We start from the raw sequence: 14595 nt of genomic DNA, 5'->3' as shown, positions 1-14595 counted from the left end.
AGCGGGCAAGCCCGCGAAAGGGCCAGCAGCCTTACAACCAACGGCCCAGGTAAACCTGGTGCTCCCGCCAGGCCTCATCCTGCACCACCGCCCTGAACCGCGCCACCGCCCCCGGCATGCACTGCGCCAGTTGCGCCAGTGCCAACGGCGTCAACGCCCCCAGCCGCGGATACCCGCCAATGGTCTGCCGATCATTGAGCAACACAATCGGCTGCCCATCCGGCGGCACCTGCACCGCCCCCAGCGGTATCCCTTCAGAAATCATCGGCGCCCCCTGGTAAACCAGCTGCGGCCCCAATAGGCGGATGCCCATGCGGTCAGCCCGGCTGTCCAGCGTCCACTCCCGGTTGAAGGCTTCGAACAGGCTGGTACCGCTGAAATCACCGATCTGTGCGCCCATCACCAGGTCGAGCACAGGCTTTTCTGCGTACTGCGGGCGCAGCGCTGGCGGCACCTCGCGCAGGGTTGCATCGCTAACGGTAAACGCTAACGCCTGGCCTTTGGCCAGCGCCGCACCCTGCCCACCGATGCCACCCAGTGCTTCACGTACCACCGTGGCACAACTGCCCAGTACATCTTCGCCCAGGAACCCGCCCGGTGCCGCCAGGTAAGCCCGCACACCCTGCTTTGGCTGCTTCAGGATCAAGCGCTGGCCCTTGCCCAGGGCAAAGCTGCGCCAGGGCGCGACAGGCTGGTCATCGACTCGGGCATCCAGGTCGGCACCGGCCAGGGCCAGCACGCAATCCTGTTCGGCCACCATGCAAAAGCCACCCAGCGCCACCTCGACCACCGGCGCCCCCAACGGGTTGCCCAGCAGCCAGTTGGCCCAGCGCATCGCCACCCAGTCCAGCGCCCCACCCTGGGTCACGCCCAGGTGGCGTAAGCCAAAGCGCCCGGCATCCTGCAACTGGCACAGCGGCGTGCTGGCCTCGATCTTCAATTGCTTCATCCTTGGGCCTCCACGTCGCCGCCCATCGCCAGGAACTCGCTGCGCGAAACCGGCACGAAACGCACCCGGTCGCCGGGTTGCAACAGGCTGTAGCCGTCACGGTCACGGTCGAACAGGCGCACCGGCGTGCGCCCGATCAGGTTCCAGCCACCCGGCGATACCGCCGGATACGCCGCCGTCTGGCGCTCGGCGATGCCCACGCTACCCGCCGCCACCCGCTTGCGGGGGGTGCTCAGGCGTGGGCTGGCCAGGCGTTCGTCGACCAGGCCCATGAAACCGAAACCGGGGGCGAAGCCCAAGGCGAACACGGGATAATCACGTTCGCTGTGCAAGCGCACAACCTCGGCTTCACTCAACCCGCTGCGGGCCGCCAGCACAGGCAGTTCAGGGCCGACGCTGGCGTCGTACCACACCGGGATCTCGTGGCGCCGGCCGCCGCTGCCGGTGTCTGGCTGCAAACCCTCCAGCGCCTGGTTGATCAGCGCCCTCGCCTCGCCCGGTGGCAGGTCGAACTGCACCATCAGCGTGGTGTAGGACGGCACCAGGTCCAGCAGGTGCTCGCCGAACACGCCGCTCAGGCGCTGGCTGGCGGCGAGCATCCAGGGCATGTTGGCCTCGTCGATCCGGTCGAACAGGCGCACCATCAGGCTGTCGATGGCCACCACTTCGATACGCGCTTTCATTGCGGCTCCAGGGCGTCGAGAGCCTGGCGTATCTGCCGCACCGCCGCCACCGAACTGTCGTTGTCGCCATGCACGCAGAGGGTGCTGGCCTGCAGGCGCAGGGCGCTGCCATCGTCCGCCACCAGCGTATCGCCACGGGCCAGGCGCACCGCCTGCTCCACCACCAACGCCGGGTCGTGATGCACCGCGCCAGGCAAACGGCGCGACACCAGGTGGCCGCTGGCGGTGTAGGCGCGGTCGGCGAACGCCTCGAACCACAGCGGCACACCGATTTCATCGCCCAGGGCCTGGGCGGCGCGGTTGTCGGCGGTGGCCATCAGCATCAGAGGCAGGTTGCTGTCGTAGGCCGCCACAGCTTCCAGTACGGTACGCAGCTTGAGCGGGTCGGCCATCATGTCGTTGTACAGCGCGCCATGGGGCTTCACATAAGCCACGCGGCCACCCAGCACTTTGCAGATGCCGTCCAGCGCACCGATCTGGTAGTGCAGCAGGTCGCGGATTTCCTCGGGGCTGCAGGCCATGGAGCGGCGGCCGAAGCCGACCAGGTCCGGGTAGGCCGGGTGCGCGCCGATGGTTACCCCATGCTCCAGCGCCAAGGCCACGGTGCGGCGCATGATGCCGGGGTCGCCGGCGTGGTAGCCACAGGCAATGTTGGCGCAATCGATGTAGGGCATTACCTCGGCGTCCAGGCCCATGCGCCAGCTGCCGAAAGTCTCGCCCATGTCGCAATTGAGTAGCAGGCGTTCCACCACGCGGTCTCCCTTGTTGTTGTTCATAGGCTTACCTTACCGCGCCTGCAGCTGTTTGACGCGTGTTTCCGGCAAGCTCAAGGCCGCCAGGATGCGCACGCCATGGGCCATCCCGGTAGAAAACAAAGTCGACCTTGCGCACGGCCACCAGAGTCTGTGTGAAATTCTTGGAACGAAGGTCGGGCAGGCGAAAACGTAGTTTACGGATTGTGAATGAGCGTTCCGAGACTGTTTTCAACAGAGCATCACCGAGTACCAAGGCTTTTCGTACTGCGTCTGGAAAAGGGAGATAGCGAGCGTTGAACTCAACGCCGCCTAGGTTTGGAAATTGTAATTATTTCACCTTCACCAATGGAAAAAGACAAACTTCTAATTTCCATGCCTTGATCTTGTACCGTACGAAAGAGCTGATCTGTAGAGTTATCCGCAAACATTTCAATTACCTCCGTAGCTGGAACCCCCTCCATACTCTTCGAGAGTGCTGCATTACGAAGGAGTTTCCTTTCGAACAACCGTCCCTGAGCGGCACCTGTTGCTAAGCCAACGTTCAAGCCTTCCATATAGCTCGCTTGGCCAAGCGCATCCCCCCCAGCTTCAAACCCCTCTACGAAACCTTCCTCACGCCCTTTTTCTATACCCTTATCGAAGGCTTCCTGAACATCCATTTTAGCCTTCGCCTCTTTTTGGGCTTTTTTCTTCGCTCTGTATCGCGGAGAGAGCATTTTGATAAATTTAGGCATTAACCGACTGAGCCTAGAGGAAGATTGCCCGGTCGGGTCTATACGATTAATCGGATCCCCCAAACAATAAACATAGCTATTAAACCCACCTCGATCAAATGGACTGAGGGGATCCGCCGAATAAAACCTCATGAGAGCGGGTGAGTAAACGCGGCGCCCAGCGCCTAACAAATAACTACAAGAAGGCTTATCCAAAAGCTGCGCTACAAAACCGGTTCTTGACTCAATTGCTTAGTGATTAAATCCCAAAAAGCCATAAGCCGTGTACCCTAGGTGTTGAGCGACGCCACCAACACCAACTACCGTTCCAGCCCTATCCACCAACGGTAACCGGCTTAAACCGGCCGCTTGTTCGCCCAACAGCAAGTGAGCATGCCGAAAGAACGATACAGTTTCACCAGCCTGCAAAGTGGAAACAGCACCATTCGAATAGAAGAATCTTGCTGCCGTCTTCAAAGGCTTCATGCTCATCACCCTGTGACTTGGCTTGATTTAAACAACAATCAAAATTAAGTCATGCATCCACCAGGGCATCAACTAGCAAAAATGACAGGTATATTGGGAATTCTTATCGCCAACTTTCCTTGACTGCCCTGCGCCGCCCGCCCAGGATCACCCAGCCAAGCCCCAGCAACAGGCTTTCGACCACGAAGGCCAGCACAAACCCCGCGCCAACACCCCAGCCAATCGCCTCGGGCACCAGCAGGATCTGGTAGCTGTAACCATTGAGCGTTTCTTCGCGCAGCTGCGGGTCGGCCTGCACCAGCACATGCCAGGTACGCTGGGCCCAAGGCCCTTGCAGCGCCTGCCATTCGTTTTCCAGCAGTTGGTTGCGGATCATCAGGCTTTCGATGCTGTTGGCATCACTGTTGAACACCGGGTCGTCACTGCTGCGGTAATGCTGCAGCAACGCCTGCAAGTCGCCCTTGAAGAAGCGCTCGGCCGTTTGCCGGAACCCATCAAGCGCCTCGCGTGATTCGAACAGGTGCGCCTCCACCCGTTGGCTATAGTCCTTGACCAGCCCCGGGACCTGGATACCGGCCAGCAGGCCGAAGGTGAACAGCAGCAACCGCAGGTAACTTCTGAACATGCAGCGTCCTTAGCTCTGGCCGTGCGCCACGCACTCGCCGTGCCGCCACAGGGCCCATTGACCCGGCTCGTAGCGGTGCCAGGTCTCGTTCTCGGTCAAGGCCTCGGTGGCAATCACCGTGACCACGTCGTTGGGGGTGGTTTCGGTATGAAAATCGACGATCAGGTCGACATCCTTCAACCGCGCGGCGCCAAACGGCGCACGGCGGGTAATGTGCACCAGCTTGGTCGAGCAGAAGCAGAACAGCCAGTCGCCGTCGCTGAGCATGCAGTTGAACACGCCCAGGCCACGGTAGCCGGCACAGGCTTCGACCAGCACCGGTAGCAGCTGTTCCACCGGCACCGGCTCGGGGAAGGCACTGCGGATGCGGTTGAGCAGGTCGCAGAAAGCCGCTTCGCTGTCGGTGTCGCCCACCGGCCGGTAGAAGCTGGCCAGGCCCTTGAAGTCGCCCAATTGCCCGTTGTGCGCGAAGCACCAGTTGCGGCCCCACATTTCCCGCATGAACGGGTGGGTGTTGGACAGGCACACCCGGCCGACGTTGGCCTGGCGGATATGGCCAATTACCACTTCGCTCTTGATCGGGTAGCGCTGCACCAGGTTGGCCACTTCCGACTCGCTGCTCGCGGCCGGGTCCTGGAACAGGCGCAGGCCACGGCCTTCGTAGAAACCGATACCCCAGCCATCACGGTGCGGGCCGGTACGGCCACCGCGCTGCATCAGGCCGGTGAAGCTGAAAACGATGTCGGTGGGGACGTTGGCACTCATGCCCAGCAGTTCGCACACAGGCGTGTCTCCTCCGTTTACAAACGGGGCTCGACCCGGCCATTGCCGCGGGGTGCGGCAGGGCGTGGGTCGTCGCGGTAACGGTCGCCGCGCTCAGCGGCCAAGGGCGCTTGCCCGCCGACCTGGTTATCCTCGTCCGCCTGGCGCTTGGCGGCGGCCTCGGCTTGCGCACGGCGCTCGTTGGCGCGCTTTTCCAGCGGCCAGCGCAGCAGCACGAAGAGGAAATACAGGCCGAAGGCGATCATGCCGTACATGGCGAAGTCGGACACCGCACGCCAGGCGTTGTTACCTACCTTGAAGGCGACATCCAGGGCGGTGATGGCGATGGCCGGGGCGAAGCTGTCCTTGACCGGGTCGACCACGGTCGGGGTCAGCAGCAGCACTGCCAGCACCACCCGCAGCGGTTCGCGCAGCCAGCGCCACATCCAGCCGGTGACCTTGAAGGCCACCAGCAGGCAGCCCAGGGCGGCCACGGCGTACAGGCCCCAGGCGAAGGTGTAGTCGTTCTCGGTCATGGTGTTCGTGCAAGCCAGGCAAAGAGATGCCTATGATAAACACTTTTCCGGGCGCAGACAGTGTTTGCCTGTCCCTAGCCAAGAGATCACCAATGCCCAACAAGCCTCAGCCGCCCATCGCCCACGCCGACAACGCCACCGACCCGTACGCCTGGCTGCAGCAGCGCGACACCCCCGAGGTACTCGCCTACCTGCAAGCCGAAAACGCCTACCAGGAAGCCTGCCTGGCCGACCAGGCGCCGTTGCGCGAGCAATTGTTCGAAGAGATCAAGGGCCGCATCCTGGAAACCGACCTGTCGCTGCCGGCACCCTGGGGCCCTTACCTGTATTACACCCGCACCACCGCAGGCGACGAATACCCACGCCACTACCGCTGCCCGCGCCCGGCCGACGACTCGAACACCGTGGATGAAAGCCAGGAGCAGCTGCTGCTCGACCCCAACGCCCTGGCCAATGGCGGCTTCCTGTCGCTCGGGGCGTTCAACGTCAGCCCCGACCACCGCCTGCTGGCCTACAGCCTCGATACCAGCGGCGATGAAATCTACACCCTGTACGTCAAGGACCTGGCCACTGCCAGCATCACCGCGCTGCCCTTCGACGACTGCGACGGCAGCCTGACCTGGGCCAACGACAGCCAGACGCTGTTCTTCGCCGAACTGGACGACACCCACCGGCCTTGGCGCCTGCGCCGCCACACCCTGGGCAACGACGATGCGCCGACGGTGTTCGAAGAACCAGACGGGCGCTTCTTCCTGCACTGCTACCGCACCAGTTCCGAGTGCCAGCTGGTGCTGCTGCTGAACAGCAAGACCACCAGCGAGGCCTGGGTACTGGACGCCGAAACCCCGCAGGCGCCGTTCACCTGCCTGGCGCCGCGTGTCGAAGGCCATGAGTACTTCCCCGACCATGGCCAGCTCGATGGCGAGTGGCGCTGGTTCATCCGCACCAACCAGGACGGTATCAACTTCGCCCTGTACCACGCCCCGGTCACACCGGTGCCCAGCCGTGAACAATGGCAGGTGCTGGTGGCACACCGTGATGCGATCATGCTCGAAGGCCTCAGCCTGAATGCCGGCGCCCTCACCCTGAGCCTGCGCGAAGGCGGCCTGCCGATCATCGAAGTTCGCCCGCAAGGCCTGCCGGCCTACCGCGTGGAACTCCCCGACGCTGCCTACAGCCTGTACGTGCAGGACAGCCTGGAGTTCGCCAGTACGCGCATACGCCTGCGCTACGAAGCGCTCAACCGCCCAGCCCAGGTGCGCCAGCTGGCGCTGGCCACGGGCGCCCAGGCGGTGCTCAAGGAAACCCCGGTGCTGGGTGCGTTCGATGCCGATGACTACGTGAGCGAGCGCCTGTGGGCAACCGCCGCGGACGGCACCCAGGTGCCGATCAGCCTGGTGCGTCGCCGCCAGGACCTGGGCAAAACCGTGCCGCTGTACCTGTACGGTTACGGCGCCTATGGCGAAAGCCTCGACCCGTGGTTCTCCCATGCCCGCCTGAGCCTGCTGGAACGCGGCGTGGCCTTTGCCATCGCCCACGTGCGCGGCGGCGGCGAGCTGGGCGAAGCCTGGTACCGCGCCGGCAAGCAGGAGCACAAGCCCAACACCTTCAGCGACTTCATCGCCTGCGCCGAGCACCTGATTGCCGAGGGCGTGACTACTGCCGAGCGGCTGGCCATCAGCGGCGGCAGCGCCGGCGGCCTGCTGATAGGCGCAGTGCTGAACCTGCGGCCCGAGCTGTTCCGCTGTGCGATTGCCGAAGTGCCGTTTGTCGACGTGCTCAACACCATGCTCGACCCCGAGCTGCCACTGACGGTGACCGAATACGACGAATGGGGCAACCCGGAGGAGCCGGAGGTGTATGAGCGGATCAAGGCGTATGCGCCCTACGAAAATGTAGAAGCGCAGGCCTACCCGGCGATGCTGGTGGTAGCGGGCTACAACGACAGCCGCGTGCAGTACTGGGAAGCAGCCAAGTGGGTAGCGCGCTTGCGGACGCGCAAGACCGACAACAACCTGCTGCTGCTCAAGACCGAGATGGGAGCTGGGCACGGCGGGATGAGCGGGCGGTACCAGGGGTTGAAGGATGTGGCGCTGGAATATGCGTTCGTGTTTGGCGAATTAGGTATCGCATGAAGGGAGGTTTGAGCACCTGCGCGATACCTGTGGGAGCGGGCAAGCCCGCGAAGCAGTCAACGCGGTGCCTGGCACCGGCTACGCCGGTGTTCGCGGGCATGCCCGCTCCCACAGGACCGGCGCAGGCCGCTCATGCTCAATCATCCTGCGCCGCCGGCCTCGGCGGGTCTTGCCGCACCCCCGGCAATGGCTGGTCCTTCGGCGGCCCGGGCACTGGCATTGGCGGCAACAAGGGCGCCCCCGGCTGGCTGTCGTAGGCCTTGGGCGGTGTACTCGGGGTTATCTGCGGGTATGGCGTGGGCGTGGGCGTACCCGGTGCACCAGGCACTGGCGTAGTGAGTCGTGGTGGCGTGCTGGCAGCTTCGGCCATGGGCAGGCCAGCCATCAACAACGCGGTGAGGATCGCGTGAAACATCAGCAACCTCCTGTCGGGAACCTGCTTACAGGCTACGCCTAAATCACCGCTTTCGCCTGTCCGCCTGCCCTGCAAGCGCGCTAGACTCAATGCCATAACCGTCATCTGCCTGATCAGAACAAAGGAAACACCATGAGCTCCACCTCTTCCGCCGCCGCCACCGCGCGCCTCGACCGCATCCTGGCCGATGCCAAGCGTGACAAGGAAATGGGCTACCGCGACAAGGCCCTGAGAATGTACCCGCACGTGTGCGGCCGCTGCGCCCGCGAATTCGCCGGCAAGCGCCTGAGCGAGCTGACCGTGCACCACCGTGACCACAACCACGACAACAACCCGCAGGACGGCTCCAACTGGGAGCTGCTATGCCTGTACTGCCACGACAACGAGCATTCGCGCTACACCGACCAGCAGTACTTCAGCGAAGGCTCCACCAGCACGCCGAGCATCGCCAAGGCCACCCACAACCCGTTCGCCGCGCTGGCGGGCATGTTGAAGAAAGACTGACTATCGATTCGGCCCCCGCTACTACCGGGCAGCCCGTATAATCGCGCTTTTTTCGCGAAGGGCCCCGGTACGTGGCAAACAAACGATACAGCTGCATCGGCCTGTTCAACCCCAAGTCGGCAGAAAACGTCGGCTCGGTGATGCGCGCTGCGGGCTGCTATGGCGTCAATTCGGTGTTCTACACCGGCAAACGCTACGAACGCGCGCGTGACTTCGTCACCGACACCAAGCGCGTGCACTACGACATCCCGTTGATCGGCATCGATGACCTGCAGCGCATCATCCCGCTGGGCTGTACGCCGGTGGCCGTGGAGCTGGTGGAAGGTGCGCGCCCACTGCCGGACTATACCCACCCGGACCGGGCCATCTACATCTTCGGGCCGGAAGACGGCAGCCTGAGCCCCGAAGTGCGGGCGTGGTGCGAAGAAACCATCTACATCCCCACCGAAGGCTGCATGAACCTGGCGGCGACAGTGAACGTGGTGCTGTATGACCGCTTGGCCAAAGGGCTGAATACCCGCTCGGGGCCCAAGTTCAAATAAAAAGGCCGCCACTGCGACAGCGGGACCGGCCTCTTCGCAGCGCAAGGCTGCTCCTACAACAGCGGGCAGTGTGAGCCCGGTAGGAGCAGCCTTGTGCTGCGAAAGGGCCAGCCCTGCCAGCACAGGGCGGCCAGGTGCTGAGCTCCGTCAGAACAGCACCGCTCTTGCTCAGATCACGAAGCGTTGATCCAGATGGTCTTCAGCTCCGTGTACTGATCGTGTGCCCAGATGGACTTGTCGCGCCCACCAAAGCCAGACTCTTTGTAGCCACCGAACGGCGTAGTCACGTCACCTTCGCCGAAGCAGTTGACCGTGACCACACCCGCGCGGATTTCCCGCGACAGGCGCAACGCATTGCGCAGGCTGCCGGTGTACGCCGAAGCCGCCAGGCCGTAGATGGTGTCGTTGGCCAGTTCGATGGCTTCATCGATGGTCTCGAAGCTGGTCACGCTCAGCACCGGGCCAAAGATTTCTTCCACGAACAGCTTGTTGTCGCGGCCCACGTTGTCGACGATGGTCGGCTGCACGTACACGCCTTGCTCGGTTTCGCCACCCTGGACAATGCTGAGTTTTTGCTCGGCAGCGTATTCCAGGTACGACTTCACCTTCTCGAAGTGCGACTTGCTCACCATGGCGCCCAGGCGATTGTCCGGGTCCATCGGGTCGCCCAGTTTCCAGTCCCTCAGGTGCTTGGCCATCAGGCCCAGCAGCTCATCCTTCACATCCTTGTGCACGATCAGGCGCGAAGAAGCAGAGCAGTTCTCGCCCATGTTCCAGAACGCGCCGGCGGTGACGAACTGGGCCACTTCGTCCAGGTCTTCGCAGTCGTTCATGACCACGGCCGGGTTCTTGCCACCTAGCTCCAGGACGATGCGCTTGAGGTTGGACTCGGCCGCGTATTTCAGGAACAGCCGGCCAGTGTCGGTGGAGCCGGTGAAGCTGACCATCGGGATGTCCATGTGGCGGCCGATGGCCTCGCCCACTTCACGGCCACCACCAGGCACCAGGTTGAACACACCGGCCGGAATACCAGCCTCATGGGCCAGCTCGGCCACGCGCAGTGCGCTGAGGGTGGTCTCCTTGGCGGGCTTGACCACGATCGAGCAACCGGCGGCGAGCGACGGGGCGATCTTCCAGGCCAGCATCAGCAGCGGGAAGTTCCACGGCAGCACCAGGCCGACCACGCCGATGGCTTCACGCACCACCATGGTCACGGCAGCATTGCCGGTCGGGGCAGTGGCGTCGTAGATCTTGTCGATCAGCTCGGCGTGCCAGCGAATGGTGTGGATGGTTTCCGGCACATCGACGGTCTGGCACTCGCTGACCGGCTTGCCGCTGTCCAGCGCTTCCAGCACCGCCAGTTCGTGGGCGTTGTCTTCCAGCAGCTGGGCGAACTTCTGCAACACGTGCTTGCGGTCGTTCGGCTGCATCTTCGACCAGGTGCCCTCTTCGAACACACGCTTGGCAGCCGCTACGGCCACGTTGACGTCATTGACGTCACAGGCGGCGACTTCGGCCAGTTGCTTGCCGGTGGCCGGGTTGGTGGTGACGAAGGTGCGGCCCGAGATGGCATCACGGAATTCACCGTCGATAAATGCCTGGGTGCGCAGTTGCAGGTCAGCGGCGATGGCCGCGTATTGTTCCTTGCTCAGCAATTCAGCCATTTTTCCAGCCTCCTTATTTGATCTGGGCGATGGTGGCCTTCAGTTCGCTGACCACACGTTGCAGTTCCTGCTTCTCGCCAGCGTCGAGGTCGTACAGCGGCTTGCGCACGCCACCGGTGCTCAAGCCATTGAGGGCGCAGCCGTACTTGATCGACTGGACGAACTTGCCACCTTCCAGGAAGTCCATCAGCGGCATCATGGCGGCCATGATCTTGCGGCCTTTGGCAAAGTTCTTTTCGATCACGCAGGCCTCGTACAGGGCCACGTGCTCACGCGGAATGAAGTTGGAGCCGGCGCAGACCCAGCTCTGGGCGCCCCAGGCGAAGAACTCCAGGGCCTGGTCGTCCCAGCCGCACGACAGCTGGATGTTCGGGCGATGGATGGCCAGGCGGTGCAGTTGGGCCATGTCGCCGGAGCTTTCCTTGATGGCGACGATGTTCTTCACATCAGCCACGGCATCGAAGAACTCTTCGCCCATGCTTACGCTCATGCGGCCCGGGTAGTTGTAGAGCATGATCGGCAGGTCGGCAGCGGCGTCGACCGCTTTGACGTGCAAGGCGATTTCCTGTTGGGTCGGCAGGGCGTACGGCGGTGTGCCGACCAGCAGCGCGTCAGCCTTGATCTCCTTGGCGTGCTGGGCGAAAGCCACGGCGTCTTCGGTGCGGATGCCACCGGTGCCGACGATCAGCGGCAGGCGGCCGTGGAGCACGTCCTTGGCCTGGGCGGCCAGCTCGATGCGCTCCTGGGTGGTGTGGGCGTAGTACTCGCCGGTGGAGCCACCAATGATGACGCCGTGGATTTTCGACTCGACCAGGTATTCGAGGACCTCGGCGAACGCCGCCTTGTCGATCGAGCCGTCCGCAGCCAGCGGGGTGATTGCCGGGGTGTAGATGCCTTCGAATTTCACGGTAGGTTCTCCAGTGCGTTGCTCAGTGTTGTAAAGAGTCGCCACGCAACCACGCGGCGGCTTAAGGTTTCAGCTCAACGAAGCCGCTTGTTGCAGGTTCAGCGAACGGGTTTCCGGGGCCAGGGCGACCGAGAAGGCCAGGCCGACAAAGGTCACGGCGGCAGCGGCATACATGGTGGCGCCGATGCCATAGCTGTCGAGCGCGATGGGCACCAGCCAGGTGCCGACTGCCGCACCGATCCGCGACATGGAAGTGCCCACGCCCACGGCGCCGGCACGGATTTCGGTAGGGAACAATTCGTTGGGGTACACCAGTTGCAGCACTTGGGCGCCACCGATGAACAGGGCATAGGCACCGAACAGCACCAGGATCAGCATCTCGTTGCCATTGCTGAAGGCACCCAGGCCCAGCAGTGCCAGCCCAGACCAGAAGAAGCTGTGCAGCAGCGTGGTGCGCCGACCGAGGGTGTTGAGCAGGCGGGTGCCCACGATGCAGCCCACCACGAACAGGAAAGTGATGGCGATGGAGCCGATCGATGCCCAGTCACCTTTCAGGTTCAGCGCGCCCAGCACTTTCGGGGCGAATGCGTACACGGCGAATACCGGGATCACCGAGCAGGTCCAGAACATGGTGACGAACAGCATGCGTTTGCCGTAGCCGGAGTGCAGCAGGCTGAGGAACGACAGCTTGCGGGCCTTGGGCTCTTCCGGCAGGTTCTTCAGCGAAAAACCGTTGCCGTAGACGCGCTTGATCACCTGCTCGGCCTCGGCCAAGCGGCCTTTGCTGATCAGCCAGCGCGGCGATTCCGGGGTACCCAGGCGGATGGCGAACAGCAGCGCACCAATGACGGCAGCACTGGCCAGCACCAGGCGCCAGGCATCGTCGCCACCCTGGCGCAGGATGGCCTCACCGGCCAGGTAGGCGGTAGCGGCGCCGGCAAACCACAACACCGTCAGGGTAGCCAGGCGCGGGCCACGGTTCTTCTTGGGCAGGAACTCCACCAGCAGCGAAGTTGCAACCGGGTATTCGATGCCTACGGCAATGCCGATGGCAAACCGCAGCAGGAACAGAACCAGCGCCGACTCCACCCAGAACTGCGCGACCGAGGCCAGGATAAACAGGGTCGGGCCAACGAAAAACACGCGTTTGCGGCCGAAGCGGTCGGTTAGCCAACCGCCGAAAAAACCACCGAAGAAAATGCCGATCAACGCCGAAGCGGCGATCATGCCCTGCCAGAAACTGTTCAGGCTCAGGCCTGCAGACATCTGCACCATGGCCACGCCAATGATGCTCAGTACATAGCCATCGACGAACGAACCGCCGCCAGAACGCAAGGTCAGCAATTGGTGGAAGTTGTTGATCGGTACATCTTCAATCGAAACATTCGGATTTGTCATTGTTGTTCCTGCCATTTCGGCTACATGCACATTTTCAAGGCGAGCGTGTCCGCGAAACTGAAAACTGCCTTCAGCCCCGGGTGATCGGACGACGCATCTCGATCATAAAATTCGGGCAAGCCGTGCCCGTGCCGGCCAACTAACGCCGACGTAAAATACTCTTTGGTCTAACTCAGGCAGCGATCAGCTTTCTTTGCCAGCGCGGAACTGCCCCCACATCAGGTTGGCGTTCAAGCCCAAGGAAACCAAGGGCTGCGGCGGGTTTGCACAAGGCCCTGGGGCATTGAGCAAAAACTCGATCAGTTCGTGCTTGTCGCCCGCCAGCCAGTCGGCCAGCAACTTGCCGGTGACCGTGCCTCGGGTAACGCCCAGGCCGTTACAGCACAGTGCGCCGACGACATTAGGCGCCAACTTGCCGAAGAAGCCCATGTGGTTGCGCGACAGTGCCAGCGCACCGCCCCAGGTATATTCAAAGTTCACCCCAGGCAACATCGGAAAACGCCGGGCGAACGATTCGCGGTGGCGCTGAACAAAGCGTTCCAGATATTTGCGGTTGCTACGGCCGTCGGGGTTGTAGCTGAAGCTGTTACGGATCAGCAGGCGGTTGTCGACGGTGCGGCGCAGGGTGGTGCCGAACGGGTCGGCCGGGATCACGCCCCAGTAGGGTTTACCGCCCAGGCGCGCCTGTTCTTCCTCGGTCAGCGGGCGGGTGATACTGGCGTAGGTAAACACCGGCAGCATGCGCCCCTTGAGGAAACCGAAGCTCATGCCGAAGGCGTTGGTGGTGAGCACCAGCTTGTCGGCGGTGATCGAACCCTTGGCGTGGCGCAGCACCACCTTGTCGCCGTACTCGACGTCGGTGATCGGTGTGTGCTCGTACAGCGAGACGTTGGACGGCAGGCTATCGGCCAGGCCTTTGACCAGCGCCGAGGGTTGCAACAAGGCTGTGCCTGGCGTGAACAGGCCTTTGCGGTAGAAATCCGTGCCGATATGATCGGGCAGGTCGCGGCCCTCGATCACTTCGTAGGGTTGACCCAGTTTGTCCAGGCCGCGGCGGTAGGCATCCAGCACGGCAATGCCGCGGTCTTCGATGGCCGCCTGGTATTTGCCGCAATGGCGGAACTGGCAATCGATGTTGTAGCGCTCGATCAGGTCCTTGAGGCATTGCTGCCCACCCAGGTTGAGCTTGAGGATCGTCTTGGCGATGTCGATGTCACCAATGTAATCCTCGGCGCCGATATCGTGCGGCAGGTCGATGGCAAAGCCGGCGTTGCGCCCGGAAGTGCCGAAGCCAACCTCCTGCGCTTCGACCAGTACGATCTCGTCATGCGGAAAGTTCGTTGCCAGCTGCCGCGCGGCAGCCAGCCCGGTGAAGCCTGCGCCGACCACCACCCAGCGCGCCTGGCTGTGCCCACTGTGGGCCGGCCGTGGCGTACGCGGTTTGCTCAGGTGGTACCAGCCACAGGTGGCATCATCGGCAGGTAACGAACTTATTCTTGTCATCTCACTAACCTGGATCTT

Annotated in this window: 16 protein-coding genes and 1 pseudogene; 3 read left to right on the top strand and 14 right to left on the bottom strand. The window is 62.9% G+C overall.

The features are described from left to right. Window positions 1–31: 31 nt before the first annotated feature. From PP4_RS06285 to PP4_RS06255, 9 genes and pseudogenes are all read right to left on the bottom strand, one after another. Window positions 32–949 carry a 5-oxoprolinase subunit C family protein gene (locus PP4_RS06285; protein WP_016498389.1) on the bottom strand — a complete coding sequence of 306 codons (918 nt, stop codon included), beginning with the start codon at window positions 947–949 and terminating at the stop codon, window positions 32–34. Further along, window positions 946–1632 carry a 5-oxoprolinase subunit PxpB gene (gene pxpB / locus PP4_RS06280; protein ID WP_016498388.1) on the bottom strand — a complete coding sequence of 229 codons (687 nt, stop codon included), beginning with the start codon at window positions 1630–1632 and terminating at the stop codon, window positions 946–948. Before pxpB ends, PP4_RS06285 begins: the two co-directional genes overlap by 4 nt. Continuing rightward, complete coding sequence (locus PP4_RS06275; RefSeq protein ID WP_016498387.1) at window positions 1629–2408, bottom strand: 5-oxoprolinase subunit PxpA; 780 nt, start codon at window positions 2406–2408, stop codon at window positions 1629–1631. Before PP4_RS06275 ends, pxpB begins: the two co-directional genes overlap by 4 nt. A gap of 278 nt (window positions 2409–2686) precedes the next feature. Continuing rightward, entirely contained in the window at window positions 2687–3121 is a 435-nt protein-coding gene (locus tag PP4_RS06270; RefSeq protein WP_016498386.1) for a FliH/SctL family protein, read from the bottom strand. 84 nt (window positions 3122–3205) lie between these two features. Then, window positions 3206–3292, bottom strand: a pseudogene (locus PP4_RS29815) (RHS repeat-associated core domain-containing protein); the annotation flags it as partial. A 60-nt stretch (window positions 3293–3352) separates the two neighbouring features. Beyond that, window positions 3353–3586 (bottom strand): hypothetical protein, encoded by a 234-nt coding sequence (locus PP4_RS28635; RefSeq protein ID WP_144063128.1) that lies wholly within the window; start codon window positions 3584–3586, stop codon window positions 3353–3355. A 103-nt stretch (window positions 3587–3689) separates the two neighbouring features. After that, on the bottom strand, window positions 3690–4211 hold the full coding sequence (locus tag PP4_RS06265) for a DUF2937 family protein (RefSeq protein ID WP_016498385.1): 522 nt from the start codon (window positions 4209–4211) through the stop codon (window positions 3690–3692). Window positions 4212–4220: 9 nt separating this feature from the next. Continuing rightward, window positions 4221–4994: a class II glutamine amidotransferase gene (locus PP4_RS06260; protein WP_016498384.1), complete on the bottom strand. Its 774-nt coding sequence runs from the start codon at window positions 4992–4994 to the stop codon at window positions 4221–4223. A 17-nt stretch (window positions 4995–5011) separates the two neighbouring features. Continuing rightward, window positions 5012–5509: a hypothetical protein gene (locus tag PP4_RS06255; RefSeq protein ID WP_016498383.1), complete on the bottom strand. Its 498-nt coding sequence runs from the start codon at window positions 5507–5509 to the stop codon at window positions 5012–5014. Window positions 5510–5601: 92 nt separating this feature from the next. On the opposite strand from PP4_RS06255, the gene PP4_RS06250 reads away from it, so the two are divergent. Continuing rightward, on the top strand, window positions 5602–7644 hold the full coding sequence (locus tag PP4_RS06250; RefSeq protein WP_016498382.1) for a S9 family peptidase: 2043 nt from the start codon (window positions 5602–5604) through the stop codon (window positions 7642–7644). 136 nt (window positions 7645–7780) lie between these two features. Here PP4_RS06250 and PP4_RS06245 read toward each other — a convergent pair whose 3' ends face one another. Further along, window positions 7781–8059, bottom strand: coding sequence for a hypothetical protein (locus PP4_RS06245; RefSeq protein WP_041167631.1), 279 nt, complete (start codon window positions 8057–8059; stop codon window positions 7781–7783). 132 nt (window positions 8060–8191) lie between these two features. Here PP4_RS06245 and PP4_RS06240 point away from each other — a divergent pair, with 132 nt between their 5' ends. After that, entirely contained in the window at window positions 8192–8563 is a 372-nt protein-coding gene (locus tag PP4_RS06240; protein WP_016488597.1) for a YajD family HNH nuclease, read from the top strand. Between the two features lie 71 nt (window positions 8564–8634). Beyond that, window positions 8635–9105 (top strand): RNA methyltransferase, encoded by a 471-nt coding sequence (locus PP4_RS06235; protein WP_016498381.1) that lies wholly within the window; start codon window positions 8635–8637, stop codon window positions 9103–9105. Window positions 9106–9278: 173 nt separating this feature from the next. Here the strand turns inward: PP4_RS06235 and PP4_RS06230 are convergent, their stop codons facing one another. From PP4_RS06230 to PP4_RS06215, 4 genes are all read right to left on the bottom strand, one after another. Next, entirely contained in the window at window positions 9279–10769 is a 1491-nt protein-coding gene (locus tag PP4_RS06230; protein WP_016498380.1) for an aldehyde dehydrogenase, read from the bottom strand. Between the two features lie 13 nt (window positions 10770–10782). After that, on the bottom strand, window positions 10783–11676 hold the full coding sequence (locus tag PP4_RS06225) for a dihydrodipicolinate synthase family protein (RefSeq protein WP_016498379.1): 894 nt from the start codon (window positions 11674–11676) through the stop codon (window positions 10783–10785). A gap of 69 nt (window positions 11677–11745) precedes the next feature. Beyond that, window positions 11746–13074, bottom strand: coding sequence for an MFS transporter (locus PP4_RS06220; RefSeq protein WP_016498378.1), 1329 nt, complete (start codon window positions 13072–13074; stop codon window positions 11746–11748). 183 nt (window positions 13075–13257) lie between these two features. Further along, entirely contained in the window at window positions 13258–14577 is a 1320-nt protein-coding gene (locus tag PP4_RS06215) for an NAD(P)/FAD-dependent oxidoreductase (protein ID WP_016498377.1), read from the bottom strand. Between the last annotated feature and the right edge of the window lie 18 nt (window positions 14578–14595).

The sequence above is a fragment of the Pseudomonas putida NBRC 14164 genome, assembly GCF_000412675.1.
Classification (GTDB): Bacteria; Pseudomonadota; Gammaproteobacteria; order Pseudomonadales; family Pseudomonadaceae; genus Aquipseudomonas; species Aquipseudomonas putida.
Note: the sequence above shows the minus strand (reverse complement) of the source record. Positions and strands in the feature narration are given on the sequence as shown.